Origin of the sequence: Qaidamihabitans albus, assembly GCF_016464705.1 — a bacterium.
Taxonomy (GTDB): Bacteria; Actinomycetota; Actinomycetes; order Mycobacteriales; family Pseudonocardiaceae; genus Qaidamihabitans; species Qaidamihabitans albus.
On sequence record NZ_JAEHOB010000018.1, the window covers coordinates 83,027 to 101,521 of the forward strand.

At 70.5% G+C, this 18,495-nt stretch carries 18 protein-coding genes; 11 read left to right on the forward strand and 7 right to left on the reverse strand.

Annotated features, from left to right (window positions below):
* Positions 1–100: 100 nt before the first annotated feature.
* Genes JAP66_RS27065 through JAP66_RS27075 form a run of 3 tightly spaced genes read left to right on the forward strand, consistent with a single transcriptional unit; the run spans position 101 to position 2,757 of the window.
* Positions 101–733, forward strand: a complete 633-nt coding sequence (locus JAP66_RS27065) for a TetR/AcrR family transcriptional regulator (protein ID WP_307849736.1) — start codon at positions 101–103, stop codon at positions 731–733.
* Positions 734–759: 26 nt separating this feature from the next.
* Positions 760–2,070, forward strand: a complete 1,311-nt coding sequence (locus tag JAP66_RS27070) for a cytochrome P450 (RefSeq protein ID WP_199434674.1) — start codon at positions 760–762, stop codon at positions 2,068–2,070.
* A 39-nt stretch (positions 2,071–2,109) separates the two neighbouring features.
* Positions 2,110–2,757 (forward strand): hypothetical protein, encoded by a 648-nt coding sequence (locus JAP66_RS27075; RefSeq protein WP_199434675.1) that lies wholly within the window; start codon positions 2,110–2,112, stop codon positions 2,755–2,757.
* Between the two features lie 28 nt (positions 2,758–2,785).
* On the opposite strand, the gene JAP66_RS27080 is transcribed toward JAP66_RS27075, so the two are convergent.
* A complete protein-coding gene (locus JAP66_RS27080; RefSeq protein ID WP_199434676.1) occupies positions 2,786–3,430 on the reverse strand; it encodes a GntR family transcriptional regulator in 645 nt (214 codons plus the stop codon).
* Between the two features lie 29 nt (positions 3,431–3,459).
* Here JAP66_RS27080 and JAP66_RS27085 point away from each other — a divergent pair, with 29 nt between their 5' ends.
* The 3 genes from JAP66_RS27085 to JAP66_RS27095 all read left to right on the forward strand — a co-directional run bounded on the left by JAP66_RS27085 (position 3,460) and on the right by JAP66_RS27095 (position 5,958).
* The gene (locus tag JAP66_RS27085) at positions 3,460–3,933 is read left to right on the forward strand and encodes an OsmC family protein (RefSeq protein ID WP_199434677.1); all 474 of its coding nucleotides are present in this window, start codon (positions 3,460–3,462) and stop codon (positions 3,931–3,933) included.
* A 261-nt stretch (positions 3,934–4,194) separates the two neighbouring features.
* Entirely contained in the window at positions 4,195–5,475 is a 1,281-nt protein-coding gene (locus JAP66_RS27090) for a choice-of-anchor B family protein (protein ID WP_199434678.1), read from the forward strand.
* Positions 5,476–5,556: 81 nt separating this feature from the next.
* On the forward strand, positions 5,557–5,958 hold the full coding sequence (locus JAP66_RS27095) for a DUF6578 domain-containing protein (protein ID WP_199434679.1): 402 nt from the start codon (positions 5,557–5,559) through the stop codon (positions 5,956–5,958).
* On the opposite strand, the gene JAP66_RS27100 is transcribed toward JAP66_RS27095, so the two are convergent.
* The gene (locus tag JAP66_RS27100) at positions 5,950–6,726 is read right to left on the reverse strand and encodes an IclR family transcriptional regulator (protein ID WP_199434680.1); all 777 of its coding nucleotides are present in this window, start codon (positions 6,724–6,726) and stop codon (positions 5,950–5,952) included. The genes JAP66_RS27095 and JAP66_RS27100 overlap by 9 nt on opposite strands.
* A 129-nt stretch (positions 6,727–6,855) precedes the next feature.
* Here JAP66_RS27100 and JAP66_RS27105 point away from each other — a divergent pair, with 129 nt between their 5' ends.
* Complete coding sequence (locus JAP66_RS27105) at positions 6,856–8,214, forward strand: MFS transporter (protein WP_199434681.1); 1,359 nt, start codon at positions 6,856–6,858, stop codon at positions 8,212–8,214.
* Between the two features lie 66 nt (positions 8,215–8,280).
* On the opposite strand, the gene JAP66_RS27110 is transcribed toward JAP66_RS27105, so the two are convergent.
* Together JAP66_RS27110 and JAP66_RS27115 are read right to left on the reverse strand one after the other, a co-directional pair.
* Positions 8,281–9,663, reverse strand: coding sequence for an amidase (locus JAP66_RS27110; RefSeq protein ID WP_199434682.1), 1,383 nt, complete (start codon positions 9,661–9,663; stop codon positions 8,281–8,283).
* A complete protein-coding gene (locus tag JAP66_RS27115; RefSeq protein WP_199434683.1) occupies positions 9,656–10,300 on the reverse strand; it encodes a hypothetical protein in 645 nt (214 codons plus the stop codon). The genes JAP66_RS27110 and JAP66_RS27115 overlap by 8 nt, the downstream gene beginning before the upstream one ends.
* 450 nt (positions 10,301–10,750) lie before the next feature.
* Between JAP66_RS27115 and JAP66_RS27120 the strand changes: the two genes are divergently transcribed.
* Positions 10,751–11,449, forward strand: coding sequence for a hypothetical protein (locus JAP66_RS27120; protein ID WP_199434684.1), 699 nt, complete (start codon positions 10,751–10,753; stop codon positions 11,447–11,449).
* Positions 11,450–11,835: 386 nt separating this feature from the next.
* On the opposite strand, the gene JAP66_RS27125 is transcribed toward JAP66_RS27120, so the two are convergent.
* Together JAP66_RS27125 and JAP66_RS27130 are read right to left on the reverse strand one after the other, a co-directional pair.
* Positions 11,836–13,077 carry an RNA polymerase sigma factor gene (locus tag JAP66_RS27125; RefSeq protein ID WP_199434685.1) on the reverse strand — a complete coding sequence of 414 codons (1,242 nt, stop codon included), beginning with the start codon at positions 13,075–13,077 and terminating at the stop codon, positions 11,836–11,838.
* Complete coding sequence (locus tag JAP66_RS27130; protein WP_199434686.1) at positions 13,074–13,412, reverse strand: YciI family protein; 339 nt, start codon at positions 13,410–13,412, stop codon at positions 13,074–13,076. Before JAP66_RS27130 ends, JAP66_RS27125 begins: the two co-directional genes overlap by 4 nt.
* Positions 13,413–13,569: 157 nt before the next feature.
* Here JAP66_RS27130 and JAP66_RS27135 point away from each other — a divergent pair, with 157 nt between their 5' ends.
* Both JAP66_RS27135 and JAP66_RS32455 read left to right on the forward strand, forming a co-directional pair.
* Positions 13,570–14,262 carry an alpha/beta fold hydrolase gene (locus JAP66_RS27135; protein WP_235999550.1) on the forward strand — a complete coding sequence of 231 codons (693 nt, stop codon included), beginning with the start codon at positions 13,570–13,572 and terminating at the stop codon, positions 14,260–14,262.
* Positions 14,208–14,378: a hypothetical protein gene (locus JAP66_RS32455; protein WP_235999551.1), complete on the forward strand. Its 171-nt coding sequence runs from the start codon at positions 14,208–14,210 to the stop codon at positions 14,376–14,378. The genes JAP66_RS27135 and JAP66_RS32455 overlap by 55 nt, the downstream gene beginning before the upstream one ends.
* Positions 14,379–14,414: 36 nt before the next feature.
* Here JAP66_RS32455 and JAP66_RS27140 read toward each other — a convergent pair whose 3' ends face one another.
* Positions 14,415–15,446 carry a LacI family DNA-binding transcriptional regulator gene (locus tag JAP66_RS27140; RefSeq protein ID WP_199434687.1) on the reverse strand — a complete coding sequence of 344 codons (1,032 nt, stop codon included), beginning with the start codon at positions 15,444–15,446 and terminating at the stop codon, positions 14,415–14,417.
* A 351-nt stretch (positions 15,447–15,797) separates the two neighbouring features.
* On the opposite strand from JAP66_RS27140, the gene JAP66_RS27145 reads away from it, so the two are divergent.
* On the forward strand, positions 15,798–18,401 hold the full coding sequence (locus JAP66_RS27145; protein ID WP_199434688.1) for a glycoside hydrolase family 9 protein: 2,604 nt from the start codon (positions 15,798–15,800) through the stop codon (positions 18,399–18,401).
* Positions 18,402–18,495: the final 94 nt, after the last annotated feature.

Below are 18,495 nucleotides of genomic sequence, written 5' to 3' on the forward strand. Positions count from 1 at the left end.
ACGCGAGCAGGCCCGGTCCCCCCGCGGACCGGCCGATCCACCCGAAAACGGTGGACCGACCGGTGTGGACCGCCCGGTCCACACCGTTTAGGATGGCCGCGTGACCGAGGTACCGGCAGGAGTCCTGCCACCGTGGCGACGGCAGCGCCTGCTGGAGACGGCGGCAAGGGAGTTCGCCGCGGCCGGGTACCGGCAGGCGTCGTTGAACCGGATCATCCGCGCGTGCGGGATGAGCAAGAGTTCCTTCTACTACTACATTCCGTCCAAACAGCAGCTGTTCGAACTCGTCGTCGACCACCTCGCCGGCGAGTTCGTCCGGGAGCTGCGGATACCGGCACCCGAGGACTTCGCGGCCGAGTTCTGGACGAGCGCGAGCCGGCTCCTCGAACGGCTGATGGCGCTGGCCGAACGGGAGCCGCTGTTCACCGACCTCGGTCGGATGTTCTATCTGCCCGGCGCGCCCGCCGGATCGGACACCGCCGTCGGCACGGCCCTCGCGGCCGCCGAAGGCTGGCTGGATCGGACACTGGCCGCCGGCCGGGCCGCGGGCGCCGTCCGGGACGACCTGCCCGTGGAGCTGCAGCGGCACGTCACGTTCGCGGTACTGCGTGCATTCGACGAATGGACGCTGCGGCACTACCACGAGTTCGCCCCGGAACAGGCCCAGCGTCTCGTCGTGGCCCAGCTCGACACGCTCCGGCGCATGCTCGCCCCGGGGACCGACGCCGGATGACCCCCACCCCAGGAAGGATCGCGGACATGCCGCTCAGGCGACCGGCCACCAACGGCCTCGCCCGCACGATCAACTATCCCCCGGCCGAGGCGCTGGCCTGGGCACACCGCAGGCGCGGGCCGGTGGTGCGGCTCGCGGCAGGATCCCGGCGCTTCGCCTACCTGCTCGGGCCGGAGGCCAACCGGTTCGTCTTCGCCAACGACGACCTCTTCCGCGTCCGGGAGGCCTTCGCGGGCCTGGTGCCGGTCGACGGGCCGACCTCGTTGATCGTGTCCGACGGCGCCGACCACCGGCGGCGGCGACGCCTGGTGCAGCCCGCCATGCACCACCGGCGGGTCGGCGGCTACCTGCGGATCATGGCCGACAACGCCGACGCGGCGGTCGGCGGCTGGGCGAGCGGCAAACGGATCGACGCCTACCTGGCATTCCGCGCGGCCATCCGGCGAAGCACCCTGCGGTCGCTGTTCGGTCCGCGCCTGGCCCTCGCCGCCGACGAGCTCGCGGCGGACCTGCAACCCCTGCTCGACCTGGTGGATCATCTCCCGGACGTGATCACGCTGCACCGCCGCCTGCGCACCCCGCTGTGGCGCCGGGCCGCGGCGGCGCGCGCACGGGTCGACGCGCGGATCCATGCCGAGATCGGCCGAGCCCGGGCGCACGGAACCGACGCGGACGAGCACGTTCTGGCCGAGCTGGTGCACGGCCGTACCGGTGACGGCACCGGGCTATCCGACGACGAGGTACGCGACCAGATGGTGACCCTGATCGCCGCCGGTTACGAGACGACGAGCGCGGCGATGGCCTGGACCATCTATACCCTGGGCACCCACCCCGAGGCACGAGCACGGGCCCGGCGGGAGGTCACCATCGTGCTCGGCGACCGGCCGCCGGAGCCCGAGGACCTCAAGCGACTGCCCTACCTGCAGGCCGCCGTCTCGGAGGCGCTGCGCCTGTATCCGCCCGCGGTCCTCTCCGCCCGGCACGCGGCGGCGGACTTCGAGCTGGCCGGGCAGCACATCCGGGCTGGGACGACCGTCCTCTACAGCCCGTACTTCACCCACCGCAGCGAGCAGGTGTACCCCGGCGCACGGGACTTCCGCCCCGAACGCTGGCTGACCGCGGACGACGAGCCGCGCCGTCCTCCGCCCCACGAGTACCTTCCCTTCGGTGGCGGCGCGCACCGCTGCATCGGCTCGACGATGGCGACCACCGAACTGTGCGTCATGCTGGCCCGCCTGCTCGCCCGCCACGACTACCGGATCCCGCCACAACGTCTGTCCGCCACCGGCTTCGCCGCGATGCGCCCGAGGCACGGGCTGCTCATCGACATCGCCTGAACGCACCCGACCGGCCGCCGCCGTCCGAGAGTTGGAGCCATGTCCCGCCCCACCACCACGGAGACCGGCGCACCGGCCGGTGTCACGCTCGACTGGCGGATCCCGCCGACGCCACGCGGACCGGCCGGAGCGCTGCGGCGCTTCCTGGGACCTGGCCGCACCCGCGGGGAGAATCTCGTCGAGTTCGGCGGCCAGGTCGTCGGCATGTCACTGCTGGCCGCCTACATCACCAGCACCGACGGCTGGACCGGCCGGTCCCCGCTGCAGATCGCCCTGCTCGCGATCATCGTCTTCGACCTCGTCGGCGGTGTGCTGACGAACTCCACCAACCCCGCCAAGCGCTGGTACCACCGACCGGGCTCGCGCCACCGCCGCCTGCTGTTCATCGGCTCGCACCTGGCGTACCTGGTGGCCGTTCCACTGCTGCTGCATGCGGGTGGATGGCCCTGGCTGCTGGGCAACGCGGCGCTGCTGCTCGGTTCGGCCGCGCTCATCGAGGCGCTGCCGGTTCAGCTCAAGCGCCCTGCCGCGATGGCGCTCTACCTGAGCGCGGTGCTGGTCAACCTCACCTGGCTTCCGCTGCCGGAACCGCTCCTCTGGTTCCCCGTCCTGTTCTTCCTCAAGCTGCTCGCCTGCTTCCTCGTGCCCGAGGCTCCCATGGTCCGCGTGCCTGGTCACCGCTCGTGAGTGTTCGGCCGGGTTAGAACACGGCTCCTCACTCACGACCGGCGACCAGCGGAAGATCCAGCACGCCGAGCGTGGCTCGTACGTGCCGCAGCGCGAGGTCCGCCGCGTCGGCGCCGCGCCCGGCCGTGATCGCCTCGATCAGCTCGCGGTGCTCGGGGCCGACCGATTCCCTTCGCTCGCCGGTCGCCAGCGAGTGCCTGGTGGCGACGAGCACCCGGTCCCAGAGGGTGTCGACGGCGGCCGCACTGACCTGGCTGCCGGCCAGGCCGTCGATCGCCTGGTGGAAGGCGCGGTTGTGAACGACGGCGAGATGGGTGTCCCCCGTCTCCGTGGCGCGCTCGGCGTCGTCGGCGAGCCGGCGCAGCCGGCCCAGCTGCGCCGGGGCAACCTCGCCGTCGGCGACCCGCTTCGCCGCGAGCTCCGCGTGCAGTGCTTCGAGGCTTGCCCGCATCAACAGCGCGCTGCGCAGCTCGGCGGCGCTCATCCGCGCTACCCGCAGGCTGCGCCCGTCCGAATGCGCCAAGCCGCTCCCCTCCAGCCGGCGCAGTGCCTCGCGCATCGTCGGCCGGGAGACACCCAGCCGGGACGCGAGAGGAACCTCGCCCAGCCGGGTTCCGGGCAGCAGCGTGCCCGAGACGACGAGTTCGTGGAGCCTGCGGTACGTGCTCGACATGACAGACATTGTCTGACAATATAACGCGGATGAGTCGGAGGCATCGCTACGAGGTCACCTCGGTCTGGACCGGCGCGCGGGACGGCGGCACGGTCGACTACCGCTCCTACGACCGGCTGTACGACACCGTCGCGCCAGGCAGGCCCACGCTCCACGGTTCGTCGGATCCCGCATTCCGGGGAGACGCCGACCGGTGGAACCCCGAACTCCTGCTCGTCGCGGCCCTGAGCCAGTGCCACCTGCTGTGGTACCTGCACCTCTGCTCCGTCAACGGGGTGACGGTGCTGGACTACCGGGACACCGGCGAGGGCGTCATGACCGAGGACGGCGGCGGTGGCCGTTTCGAGGAGGTCGTGCTGAGGCCCGTGGTCACGGTGGCCGACGCGAGCATGACCGAGCGCGCCGGACAGCTCCACGCGGAGGCATCCACCCGGTGCTTCATCGCGTCGTCGGTGAACTTCCCGGTGCGGCACGAGCCACTGATCACCGTGGCGGGCACCTGACGCCCTGGCCGCCACGTCGAACCGCGCAGGGCGTCACGCGGCGTCCGATCCGGGCACAGAGCGTGAGCCCCGTTGATCCACTGAGGACGATTGTGGTTGGCGATTGACGCAGCTGCCCCCGCGCAAGTGAAGAACTTGCCGATTCTTCCGTTCCGGACTGAAACGTTCGCCCGAACAGCCCTTGCCGCGAAGCCTTCCAGCGGCTTGGGTGACGGGCGCGAATCGGGAAACCCGCGAATCGCGGAGAACCGGAGGAAGAAAATGAGAGCGACACTCGCCGCCACCGCGACGATCGCGTTACTTGCCGCGACGATCGTGGCGGCGCCACTGGCTTCGGCGCACGAACAAGCCTACGACCAGGTCTCACCGCCGACGATGGAACAGCGGCAGGCGGAACTCACCGCGGCACCGGATGGGCAGTCGAAGTGCGTGAACGGCGTGGCCGCCGACACCTACACCTGCGACGGCATCGACATGCTCGACCACCTGTGGCTGGAAGACCTCGGGCTCAGCTTCGCCAACGACATGTGGGGCTGGACCGACCCGGCGACGGGCACGGACTACGCGATCATCGGTGGCACCGAGGGCACCGTGTTCGTGGACATCGGTGACCCGACGAACGCGACCGTCGTCGGCATGCTCCCCGCCCACGTGCTGGACCCCAACCGTCCGTTCTGGCGTGACCTCAAGGTGTTCGACGACCATGTGTTCGTGGTGTCCGAGCAGATTCCGCACGGCCTGCAGGTGTTCGACCTGACCCGGCTGCGCGACGAACGTGGCACGTTCACCGAGGACGCGCACTACGCTGAGTTCGGCAACGCGCACAACATCAACATCAACGAGGACAGCGGGACCGCCTACGTGATCGGGTCGAACACGTGCTCCGGTGGCCTGCACATGGTCGACATCTCGACGCCGGCCAGCCCTTCGTTCGCGGGCTGCTTCGCTGGGCACGGCTACATCCACGACACCCAGTGCGTGAACTACGCCGGACCGGACGCCGACTACGCCGGCCGGGAGATCTGCTTCAACTCCAACGCCGCCGACGACGGCAACTATGTGTCCATCGTGGACGTCACGGACAAGTCGGCCCCGGTGCCGGTGGCACGCATGCCGTACGCGGACAGCGGCTACAGCCACCAGGGCTCGCTCACCCCGGACCAGCGGTACTTCCTGCACGGTGACGAGCTCGACGAGCTCGACCACGGCATCAACACCAGGACCCGCATCTGGGACATGAACGATCTCGACGATCCACGGCACATCGGCTCCTTCGACAACGACACCACGTCGATCGACCACAACATCTACACCGAACGCAAGCTCGCCTACGCGTCGAACTACACGTCCGGCCTGCGCATCTACCACACCGGCAAGGTCGGCCGCGGCGAACTCAAGGAGGTCGCCCACTTCGACGTCTACCCGGAGAACGACAACGCGTCGTTCGAGGGCGGCACGTGGAGCAACTACCCCTACTTCAAGCAGGACGTCGTCGCCGTCAGCACCATGGACAGGGGCCTGTTCATCCTGAAGCACAGGTAAGGCCGGAAACAGGCACGAACGTCGCCGCCGAAGCGACCTGGCACGGTAACTTCGGCGGCGACGTCTGCCAAACTGGGACTCGTGGACGTCAGGGTATGGGTGGACGACTGGCAGATGCAGTGCTGTGGCACGCCGTTCGCCGACGGGGACACGGTCGACTGGACGCTCGTGGCCGATGTGGACGGCGACTGGCTGCGGGAGGTGGCCGGACCCGACACCGCGGCGACGGTGACTCGTCGTCAGGAGGAACACGGTGGCGCGCCCGAGCACACCGCGGTGACGCGCGGCGTCGTCACCGCCATCCACGCGGTCCGGTGCAAGATGGCCCCGCGCCCCGGCGACGATCCGCGGGCCCGGCACCCCGTCCCCGGATCCGCCAGGATCACGCTCGTCCATTCCGCCGACGGCTGGGACAGCGAGGAGGACGGCCTCTCGTTCGTCGGATACGTCGTGGACCTCGCCCAGGTCCGCGCCTCACGGTGACGGCCGGGTCACCGTAGCCGCACCCGCGCCCAGCCTGCGGCCGATGCCGCGGGCCGTGGCCTGCAACAGGCCGGTACGCCACCACGCCTGCTCGTCGTTCGGGACGACGAAGCCGAGTGCGGCGACCACCCGGTCGCCCGCGCCGCGTACCGGCACGGCGATCCCGGTGGCGTCCGGGTGGATATGGCCGGGGCAGAAGGCGCAGCCGCGCTGGCGGACCTCGGCGAGGGTCGCCCTGAGCATCGCGGGGTCGGTGATCGTGTCCGGAGTCATCGCCGGTAACGGTCTCGTGAGGATGCGGTCCTGGAGCTCGGCCGGGGCGTGCGCGAGCAGCACGAGGCCCGCCGAGGACGCGTGCAGCGGCAACCGGCCGGCGATCTTGGTGATGTTGACGACCGCACCGGGGGCACTCAGTCGCTCGACGAACAGCACCTCCTCGCCGTCGAGCACCCCGAGCTGGGTGGAGTGGCCGACCACGGCCTGCGCATCCTCCATGAACGGCATCGCCGCCTCGCGCAGGTCCAGCGTCGGCGACGCCCGCTGCGCCAGCTCCCACATGCGGACACCGATACGCACGTAGCGTCGCGCGTCGCGCTGCAGCAGGCCGTGCCGCACCAGCTCGTCGACCATGCGGCCGGTGGTGGCCAGCGGAAGGCACGCGCGACGGCTGATCTCGGTCAGCGTGAGCGCCGGGTTCTCCGGATCGAAGGCGCCGAAGATGCGCACGGCCCGGCTCAGCACTGACTCCCCGCTCGGCGACCTTGCCACCCACGCATCATGAGCCGCGCCGGGCCGATCTGTCGATCACACTCCCATTCAATGGGAATCGCATTGTCGCGAATCGGGTGCCCGCCCACTCTCGGCAGCTACCTTCCGCCGAATCGGAGTGAGGCAGACATGAGCATTCAACTTCGGGAGCGCATCGACGCGAGTCCGATGTCGTTCTTCCAGTGGTCCGCGGTCGGCATCTGTGTCCTGCTCAACGTCCTCGACGGCTTCGACGTGCTGGTCATGGCGTTCACCGCGAGCGGGGTGTCGGACGAATGGCAGATCTCCGCGTCGCAACTCGGGCTGCTGCTCAGCGCCGGACTGGTCGGAATGGCACTGGGATCGATGTTTCTCGCCCCGTTCGCGGACCGGATCGGCCGCCGCGCGATGATCCTGATCTGCCTGGTGGTCTCCTCGGGTGGCATGTTCCTGTCCGCGGCCAGCCAGGACGCGACCCAGCTCGGGCTGACCCGGCTGCTGACCGGAGTCGGCATCGGGGGCATCCTGGCGAGCAGCAACGTCATCGCCGCGGAGTATGCGAACGCACGCTGGCGCGGGCTCGCGGTGAGTCTCAACTCGACCGGCTATGCCATCGGCGCCACCGCCGGCGGGGTCGTCGCCGCCGTGCTCCAGCAGGACGGCGGATGGCGCTCCGTGTTCCTCTTCGGCGCCATCGCGACCGCGCTGCTGATCCCGGCCGTGCTGTGGCGCCTGCCGGAATCGCTGGACTTCCTGCTGACCCAGCGGTCGGCCGGTGCGCTCCCCCGGCTCAACAGGCTGCTGGCTTCGATGCGCCAGCCGACGGTGGAGGCCATGCCGGCGGTGGACACCCCGGCGCGGCGGCGCGCCCTGGGCAAGCTCCAGCACATCCTGTCCCCGGACATGCGCCGGAACACGATCCTGACCTGGGCCGGCTTCTTCATGATCATGTTCGGGTTCTACTTCGTGACGAGTTGGACGCCGAAGCTTCTGGTGGAGGCGGGTCTGTCCACAACGGAAGGCATCACCGGCGGTGTGCTGCTCAACCTGGGCGGGATCTTCGGCACCACCCTGCTGGGTCTGCTGGCGACCCGCTTCGCGCTGCGGAACGTGCTGGTCGCCTACACCTTGCTGACGGCCGTGCTGCTCGCCGCCTTCGTCCCGGCCACGTCCGGACTCGCGGCCGCGTTCGGCGTCGGCGTGCTCATCGGGCTGTTCATCAACGGCTGCATCGCGGGCCTGTACGCCCTGACGCCGTCGATCTACGCTCCGTCCGTTCGCGCGACCGGCGTCGGATGGGCCATCGGCATCGGCCGTATCGGCGCGATCCTGTCGCCGGTCCTCATCGGGCAACTGCTCGACGCCAGCTGGAGTCCCACCCAGGTGTACCTCCTCGTGGCGGTCATCGTCGTCCTCGGCGGCGCCGCGGTCCGGGGGCTGCGCCCCGGCGGCGCCCGAACGGCGAAGGCCGCGACTCCCGCCGCCACCTCGGGGAGCACCGATCGCTGAGCCGCGGGAGGCCGGCCAGCGAGGTTCCGGCCATCGCCCGTCCGGAGTGGACAATCACGCCCCCGGCTACCGGGCCCGTTCGAGGGCGTGTGCCAGGCGCAGCACCGTCGCGTCCTGCCCGTTCGCCGCGGCGAGCTGCACCCCGAGCGGTACGCCGTCGTCGTCGCCGTAGGGCAGGCTCAGTGCCGGGCCGCCGGTCACGTTGAACAGGCCGGTGAAGGGCGCGATCCGGACGATCTCGGCGAACAGCTCCGCCGCGGGCCGGTCGGTGTGCAACACACCGACCGGCGGCGCCGGCTGCGCGGTGGTCGGGGTGAGGATCACGTCCACGACGGAGAACGCCACGGCCAGCCGGCGGCCGAGCCGATGCAGCGCGGCCACCGCGTCGACGTGGTCGGCCGCGGACATGCGCCTGCCCCGCTCCACCAGGTCGGCTACCGCCGGTTCCAGCTCGTCCTCGCCGGCGGGGCGCCCACGCTCGGTTTCTCGTTGCCGCACCAGCGCCGCCACGTTTCCCGCGATGACCGCCCCCAGCACCGAGCCGAGCCCGGCGGCCTCGGCGGGCAGCGCCAGCGGCACGACCTCGTGCCCGGCGGTGCGCAGGTCGGCGGCGGCACGCAGCACGGCGGAGCGGCACGCCGGGTGCACCGGAGTGCCGTCCGCGGTCGCCTCGACGAGCCCGACGCGCAGCACTCCCGGTGCGGGCAGGTCGGCGAGCCGCAGCGGCGGCCGGGGACGCGCGTCGCCCGTCGCCGCGCCCGATGTCACGGCCAGCAGGAGCGCGGAGTCCAGCACGGTCCGGGTGAGGGCGTGCTCGTGTCCCAGGCCGTCCCAGCCGTCGTGCCGGAACGGGCCCAGCGGGTTGAGATCACGCGAGGGCTTGAACCCGACGAGCCCGCACCACGCCGCCGGAATCCGGATCGACCCGCCACTGTCGGTCGCGTGGGCGAACGGCACCATGCCTGCGGCGACCGCCGCGGCCGATCCACCGCTGGATCCGCCTGCCGAGCGCACCGGATCGTGTGGGTTGCGCGTCGGCCCCCACAGCCGGGGCTCGGTGGTGATGTTGAGTCCGAACTCGGGGCTGTTGGTGCGGCCCAGCACCACGCCGCCTGCCGCGCGCAACCGGCTCACGATCGTGGACGTGCCGGGCGACGGTGCATCCTCGAACAGCCGGCTTCCCCTGGCGAGCGGGAGCCCTTCGACCTCGGCGTGCAGGTCCTTGACCAGGAACGGCACCCCGCACAGCGGTCCTCCGGCCGGCCCCGACCGGGCGGCCGCCAGTGCCGCGCCGGCATCCAGGGTGACCACCGCGTTGATCCGCGGATCGCGTTCGGCGATGCGTTCGAGCGCGGCCTCGACGAGGGCTTCCGGGCTCACGGTGCCCGTGCGCACGGCGGCCGCCGCCTCGGCGATCGTGCCGTCGAGCAGGGTGGCGGCCTCAGTCACGACCTGCCTCCACCAGCCTCGCGGCGAGCCCGGCAGGGTCGGTGAACAGCACCTCGTGGCCGCCGGCCATCCGCACCAGCCGGAACCGACCCAGCCTTCGCGACTGGCCGGGATGCCAGGTGAACTCGTGCGCCGGAAATGCGTTGTCGTCGACCGCGTGCAGGAAGGAGCGTGGGATGGGCAGCCCGTCGAACCCGGCCACGTCCACCGGTTCGGCCGTGCGGGCCAGTGGCTCGGGCGTCATCCTGGCGAAGGCCGCCTCGGCGACAGCCAGGTCGGCGTCTCGCGAGCCACCGACTCCACTCCCAGGCGCCGCACCAGCTCCCCGATCGCCTCCCCGGTCGTGCCCGGGGTCGACCGGCGCACGTCCGCCCGCATGCGTGATCTCGCCGCGTGCACCCAGGCCCAGGAGCACGAACAGGCTGCCGTCGGAGCCCCGCGGGACCGCACGGACCGCGCGCAGCGGCGCCGCCGCGGCCCGCACCGCCCGGACCTCACCCAGACCGACCGCGGTCACCACCGCACGGAACCGGCCGGCCTCGGCCGTCAGCCGCTGCGGGACGAGGGCCTGCGAGACCGCGGAGCCCATCTCCACGAGCCCCCGCGGCCCCCGGAAACGCATCTCGGCGGTCAGCACGTGACGGATTGTCGCGCATCGCGGCCGGTCGCGGAAGGCAGGTGATGCGCGGCGCAGGCCCGCGCGGCCCGGCCGCCGCGTGGTGCACCGGCGCGACCGCCTGCACCGTCCGAACAGCTGTCGGGCGAGACGGTCGGCGCTGGACCGGACAGGCCACCCGTGCCCGGCCACGACAAGCCGGTCGGCTGGGGTCGCCACCGATCCTCCTGTGGACCGCGCGCGGGACCGTGGCACTCGCGGGCGCCGGCTGCCGCGGCTCGGCACCGTGCAGGAAAGCTCTCAGCAATTCGTCGGCGACTCGGCCAAGCGGACCAGGAACCGATTCTAAACATCACGGTCGTTTTAACACATCCATCCCCGCGCATGCTTGCTTTCCGGTCCACCTCCGTGGTTACGGTGGATCGGGCTGAACATCGCCTTTCCGCATCACGTAACCACGAGGAGAACGTCATGCAGGCCGTTGACGACCGGATCCAGAAATGCCAGCTGGATCTGTCCGAAAATCCACTCATCTCCTTCATGACCGACAGGAGTGTCTCTCCGGGTGAACGGCTGTCCTTCTCACTGAATATCGCGCACTTCGTGATGACCTTCTCCGATCTCAACAAGTACGTCCTGCGTAACGTCGACAGAACCGACCTGGTGCAGCAGATCATCAACAACCACACCGAGGAGGACGCCAACCACTGGCAGATGTTCCTCGACGATCTCAGGACCCTCGGGTTCGACGGGAACACAACGCCGACCACCCTGATGTCGGCCCTGTGGAGTGACGACTCCCAGCACAGCCGCAGGGTCAGCTACGAACTGATCAGCCTGGCCGCCGGCCTGGGCTCCGTCATGACCCTGGTCATGGTCGAAGCAATCGAGGGAACCGGCGCCGTCGCCTTCGGCGCGTTCCGGCAAGCAGCACATGACTATGAACAGCAAACCGGGCACACGCTCCGGTACTTCGGCGACGAGCACTGCGAACTGGAGACCGGTCATGCCATGGGCACCGACGACGTTGAAACCGAACTAGCGAGAGTATCGCTCACCAACGAACAGGAAAGACGCGCGTTGAAGATCGTCGACGACGTTTTCGACCTCTTCGATCGAATGTTCGAGGAACAGTACCAGTATGTGCAGAAGAACCACGAGTCCGTTTGAACACCACGGGTGCCGTGCATCGTCTGCCCAGTCAGAGTTTTCGCTGTCGGAGAGTTCGAAGTAACTACCAGACGTAACGGCGAGACGTTCGGCACCGGCCTGTGGCGGCAACGCAACGGCATTCCCGTCTGTATACACCCGCTGCGGATCGGGATACCCCTCACCGGCCATCCTGGAACAGCGGCGACAACAACCGAGCAACGCACGAGCGGTCGGACGGACCTGCGCCAAGGCGCTCACTCTCCGGCGAGGGAGAACGTCCACGGTCAGCGGCGCACCATTCGGTAGAACGCCGCCGAGTCGTACTCCCTGCGGCGCTTCCCGACAAGGATCACATCGGAATCGATGACGTCGAGTGGCTCGCATCGACGGCTCACCGCTCGGCATCAACCGAGTTCGTGGAGGCGGCGCCGCAGATACGCGCGCTCCGCCGCGTTCGAGGTAAGTCCGAGCGCTACCCGGTACGCCTCGGCGGCCGGACCGGACCGCCCCAGCCTGCGCAGCAGGTCCGCCCGCGCGGCCGGCAGCAGGTGGCTGCGTTCCAGACCGCCGTCCCGGGCGAGGTCGTCCAGCAGACCCAGCCCCGCCTCCGGGCCCGACCGCATCGCCACAGCGATCGCCCGGTTCAGCGCGACCGTGGGCGAGGGCACCTGGGCCAGGAGTGCGTCGTACAGCTCGACGATGCGCCCCCAGTCGGTGTCCACTGCGGACGCCGCGGCCACGTGACAGGCCGCGATCATCGCCTGCAGCTGGTACGGCCCGACCTGCTCCCGCAGTGCGGCACGCCGCAGCTCCGCGAGGCCCGCCGCGATGAGCGAACGATCCCACAACGTACGGTCCTGCTCCTCCAGCGGCACGAGGACCCCGTCCGCGGACACCCGCGCCGCGGACCGCGCATGCTGCAGCTGCATCAGCGCATTCAGTCCACGCACCTCCGGATCGTCCGGCACAAGCTCGACCAGCAGTGCCGCCAGCCGCAGCGCCTCCAGCGCCGGCACCGGGCGGTGCAGGTCCGCGCCGGACGTGGCCACGTAACCCTCGTTGAAGAGCAGGTAGACGACTCCGAGGACAGCGCGGATCCGCTCGGGCAGCCGGTGCGCGGGCGGCACCCGGTAGGGAATCGCGGCGTCCCGGACCTTGTGCTTGGCACGCACCAGGCGCTTGGCCATGGTCGCCTCGGGCACCCCGAACGCCCTGGCGATCTCGGCCGTCGACAGCCCCGTGAGCGTCCGTAGCGCGAGCGCCACCTGCGCCTCGAACGCGAGCGCCGGGTGACAGCAGGTGAAGATCAGCCGCAGCCGCTCGTCCTCGACGCCGCTGTCGAGGGCGTCGAGATCCGGCTCCCGCGATCCGGAGTCACCGATCACCGCAAGCTCCTTCAGCTTGGCCTCACCCACCCGTTCACGGCGCAACCGGTCCACCGCCCGGTTGCGGGCGGCGGCGAGCAACCACGCGCCGGGCCGGTCGGGCACGCCGTCACGCGGCCAGGTCCGCCAGGCGAGGGTGAATGCCTCCTGCGTGCATTCCTCGGCCAGGTCCCAGTCACCGGTGCGGCCGATGAGTGTCGCGACGAGCCGCCCCCACTCCTCGTGGAACGCGGCCGCGACGGCCCCGGCGACATCGGTCATGGCTCGCGCAGGGGCCGGATCTCGACCTGCCCGACCGAGCAGGCGGGATGTCCCGCGGCGATCTCGACCGCTTCGTCCAGGTCATCGACCTCGATCAACGCGAAGCCCCCGATCTGGTCCTTCGCCTCGATGTAGGGCCCGTCCGTCAGCAGTACCTCGTCGCCGCGCACTCGTACGGTCGTCGCCGTCCGGCTGGGCTGCAGCCCCTCGTGCGCGCGGATCACGCCCCGTTCCACGAGGTCGTCCATCCAGGCGGTGAAGGCCCTCATGCCTTCCTCGTTCGGCACCTCGTCTACCTCTGTCTCGTCCGCGCTGATCATCAGCAGGTATCGCATGCGCCTCTCCTCTCGTACCGGCCGTCACCTCTCCGACGTACGGAACCGCCGCCGATGGACACCCGGTTCGCGGACAATCTCTCGCGGATGGCTGTCCATCACCGGCCGTGCCGTACGTCGACCGGGTGGACCGACCCATCGGTGAAGGAGATTAGCCATGCAGACCGTGACCTCGGCGGACGGCACCACCATCGCGTACGACCGGGCGGGCAGCGGCCCGGTCGTCGTCTTCGTGCCCGGCGCCTTCAACGACGCCACGACGTGCGCGCCGCTGGCGGAGCAGCTCGAGGACCGCTACACGGTCGTCTGTCCCGACCGGCGTGGCCGCGGCCGCAGCGGTGACGCGATCACCCCGGCCGACGCCGCGACATACGACGTCCAGCGCGAGATCGAGGACCTCGACGCGGTCATCGCGGCCGAGGGCGGCGAGGCCGCGGTGTTCGGCTACTCCTCGGGCGCGATCCTGGCACTGCGGGCCGCCGTCGCGGGATCCCGCATCACCCGGCTGGCACTGTACGAGCCGCCTTTCGCCATCGGCGGCCTCGCCCGCCCCGGGCCGGAGGACCTCCCCGAACGGCTGGCCGCGCTGATCGCCGACGGCAGGCCCGGCGACGCCGTCGCGACCATGCAGATCGACGGCATCGGCCTCCCGGCCCACACGGTGGAGGAGATCCGGCGGTCACCCATGTGGTCCAGACTCGAGCGGTCGCACAGACCGTGGTGTACGACGCGGCGATCACCAGGGCGCCGAACCTGCCCATCGCGCCGATGGCGCGGCTCGGCATCGAGACCCTCGTGCTCAGCAGCAACGACTCCTGGCCGGGACTGCGCGACGCCGCCCGGACGCTGACCGGGCACCTGGCCCGTGCGCGGTACGTCGACGTGCCGGGCGGGGCCGACCACGGCATCCCGCCGGAGGCCACCGCCAAGGCCGTGGACGCCTTCCTCGGCGGTGACGACGACTGACCGGACCCTACGCGCGCACGCCGGGGTACCAGCCGGTCACGCCGACTCGCGGCGCACCAGCTCGGTCGGCAGGATCGCCGGCGGAAGCCTCTGCCCTGGCCGGTCGATCTGGGTCATCAGTAGCCTGGCGAGCTCCCGGCCCATCTCGTGCACCGGCTGCCGCACACTGGTCAGCGAGGGCTCGGTGTTGCGTGCCACGTCCGAGTCGTCGAAGCCGACCAGCGCGACGTCGTCGGGCACCCGGCGGCCCTCGGCGCGCAACGCACGCAGGGCGCCGGCCGCCATGAGGTCACTCGCCGCGAACACGGCATCGATCTCGGGATCCACGGTCAGGAGCTCGCGCATCGCGTGCTCACCACTCGCCTGGCCGAAGTCGCCCTGGGCCACCCGCCGGGTCACGCCACGCCGCCCCTTCAACGCCGAGCGGAAGCCCGCGAGCCGGTCGATACCAGCGGCCATGTCCTGCGGCCCGGTGATCGTGGCGAAGCGGCGGCGGCCCTGCTGGTACAGGTACTCGGTCGCGGCCCGGGAGCCACCGAGATTGTCGGCGTCGACGTACGGAACGTGATCCATATCGGACATCGGCCTGCCGCTGAGCGCCACGGGCGTGCCCGCGGCCGCCAGGTTACGAGGCAGCGGGTCGTCGCCGTGCAGGGAGATGAGCGCGACACCGTCCACATGTCCGTTGCGCACGAGGTGCTCGACCCGCTCGTGCTGTCGTGCCGTGCTCGCCATCATCAGGTTCAACTGCAGGGTCGTCATCGACAGTTCCTGGCTGAGTCCGCGCACGAGCGCGGCGAAGAACGGCTCACTGAACACCCGCGCGTCCGACTCCGACACCACGAACAACACGGTGTCGCTGCGCCGCGTCACGAGACTGCGCGCTGCGTGGTTCGGCACGTAGCCAAGTTTCCGGATCGCGTCCTGTACCGCCTTGAGCGTGCCGGCACTCACCTCGAGCGATCCGTTGACGACCCGGGAGACCGTGCCACGCGAGACGCCCGCCTCCGCGGCGACCTGTTCAAGCGTCGGTCGACCAGCCGTCCGCATCCGGCTTGAACTCGGCATGCCGCCCACTCCCCTTGATCGACTCATGATCCCCCGACCAGGCACATCGTACTGGGAACGCTCACGAAACGGCCCCGACATGCCCGTTAGGGGTGTCACATGACCGCGCGCGGTCACCGGCGGCACACACGCGGCGGCTGTCCGTAAAGGACATTCCCCCGCGGCGCCCCTCTCGGCCGATCACGCACGTGGTGAAACGACCGATCCGGCCGATCCCGCCGGTCGGTTACCTGTTGACACCGCGCCGATCCGGAGGAAAATTCCCAGGGCGTCGCCTGGGAGCGCTCCCATGGCTCCGGCTTCGGTCGACGTGGCGACAGTGCACATCCCGCTGAGCGAGAGGAACCCGAAATGCGCCGATCGAGACGCCGCCCGAATCCGAACCTGCTCGTTCCACTGCTCGCCACGGCACTGGCCGTGCCGCTGGCCGGTGTGCCTGCCTCCGTCGCCGCCGCACAGCAGCCGGCCGAGCAGGTCAGCAACGGTGACTTCGCCGAGGGGCTACCGCCCTGGTGGCACACCGAGAACACACCGGCCACGGTGCTGGACGGAACTCTGTGCGCCGATGTCCCCGGCGACACGGCGAACCCGTGGGACGCCATCATCGGCCAGAACGACATCGCGCTTGTCGGCGGCGAGTCCTACGAACTGTCCTTCACCGCGACCGCCTCCGTGCCGGCGACCATCAGCGCCAACGTGCAGCTCGCCGCCGAGCCCTACACCTCGGCGCTCTCGGAGCGGGTCGCGCTGGGCGCCGAGGCCACGCAGTTCAGCTACAGCTTCACCTCGGCGCTCACGACGGACACCGGTCAGGTCGCCTTCCAGGTGGGCGGCAGCGCGGAGCCGTGGACCTTCTGCCTCGACGACGTATCGCTGCGTGGCGGCGAGGCGCCCCCGCCCTACGAGCCCGACACCGGTCCCCGGGTGCGGGTGAACCAGGTGGGCTACCTGCCGGCAGGTCCCAAGCACGCCAACCTGGTGACCGACTCGGCGGAGCCCGTCACGTGGCAGCTGGCCGATGCCGACGGCACGGTGGTGGACAAGGGGACCAGCAGCCCCCAGGGCGTGGACCCCACCTCGAACCAGTCGACGCACCGCATCGACTTCAGCGACTACCGCCGGGGCGGCGCCGGCTACACCCTCACCGCTGACGGCGAGACGAGCCACCCGTTCGACATCCGGGCGGACATCTACTCGTCCCTGCGCACCGACTCGCTCGCCTTCTTCTACCACCAGCGAAGTGGCGTCGAGATCGAACCGGAGTACGTCGGTGACTCCTACGCCCGGCCGGCCGGGCACCTCCAGATGCCCCCCAACCAGGGCGATGTCGAAGTTCCCTGCCAGCCGGGGGTCTGCGACTACACCCTCGACGTGAGCGGCGGCTGGTACGACGCGGGCGACCACGGCAAGTACGTCGTCAACGGGGGAATCTCGGCCGCCCAGGTGCTGAGCACCTATGAGCGCACCCTGCACGCGGATCGCGCCGACCCGGCGCGGCTCGGGGACGGCTCACTGGCGGTTCCCGAGCAGGGCAACGGCGTACCCGACGTGCTGGACGAGGCGCGGTGGCAGGTCGAGTTCCTGCTGAGCATGCAGGTGCCCACCGGCCAGGAGCTGGCCGGGATGGCACATCACAAGGTGCACGACGAGAACTGGACCGGCCTGCCGCTGCTTCCGCACGAGGACCCGGAGCGGCGGGAACTGCATCCGGCGTCGACGGCGGCGACGCTGAACCTCGCCGCCGTTGGCGCGCAGTGTGCCCGGCTGTTCGCCCGGTACGACGCCGACTTCGCGGCGCGGTGCCTCCGCGCGGCCGAGACGGCGTGGGGCGCGGCCAAGGCGCATCCGGCACGCTACGCCGACCCGGACGACGGTGTCGGTGGTGGTGCCTACAGCGACACCGACGTGACCGACGAGTTCTACTGGGCCGCGGCGGAGCTGTACCTGACCACCGGCTCCGGCGAGTACTGGACCGAGGTCAGTTCCTCCGAGCACCACGACGCGGACGTGTTCACCGACGGCGGCTTCGGCTGGGCATCCGTGGCGGCGCTCGGCATGCTGAACCTGGCCACGGTACCGAGCGAGCTGTCCGCCGAGCGGCTCACGTTCGTCCGCGACGCGGTGGTGCGAGGTGCGCAGCGTTACGTCGCGACCGCGAACGCCGAGGCCTACGACCTGCCGTACGCCCCTGCCGGGTACGACTACGTCTGGGGCTCCAACAGCCAGGTCCTGAACAACATGGTCGTGCTGGCCACGGCCCATGACCTGACCGGGCGCGGCGAGTTCGCCGACGCGGTGCTGACCGGCTGGGACTACCTGCTGGGCCGCAACCCACTGAACCGGTCCTACGTGACCGGTTACGGCGAGCACGACGCCCGCAACCAGCACCACCGGTTCTGGGCGAACCAGCTCGACACCTCGCTGCCCAACCCACCGGCCGGGTCGCTCGCGGGCGGACCGAACACCGGCATCCAGGATCCGGTCGCCGCCGAGCATCTGGCCGGCTGCGCGCCTGCGCTCTGCTACATCGACGACATCGGGTCCTGGGCCACCAACGAGGTGACCATCAACTGGAACGCGCCACTGGCCTGGATGGCGTCGTTCACCGATGACCTGGCGACGGCGCAACCTCCCGGCGGCAGCTCCTGCACGGTCTCCTACCGGGTGCAGAGCGAGTGGGCGGACGGGTTCGTGGCGGAGGTCGTCGTGGCCAACACCGGTACCGCGCCGATGCGGGACTGGACCGTGGCCTGGCAATACGCAGGCGACCAGCGGGTCACCAGCGCCTGGAACGCACAGGTGACCCAGGCCGGCAGGGCCGTCACCGCGAAGAGCCCGGCGTGGAACGGCACCATCGAACCGGGCGACTCGGCGCGCTTCGGCGTGCAGGGAACACGGCACGGCGGCAGCCCGCCGCCCGGCTCGTTCACCGTGAACGGCGTCCCCTGCGGCTGAGACGGAAAGGAATGGGGGCCTGTCCGGCCGGACAGGCCCCCATTCGCCGCGTCAGAACCTGCTGGCGGCCGGTTGACGTTGGCAGGCGGCCCCT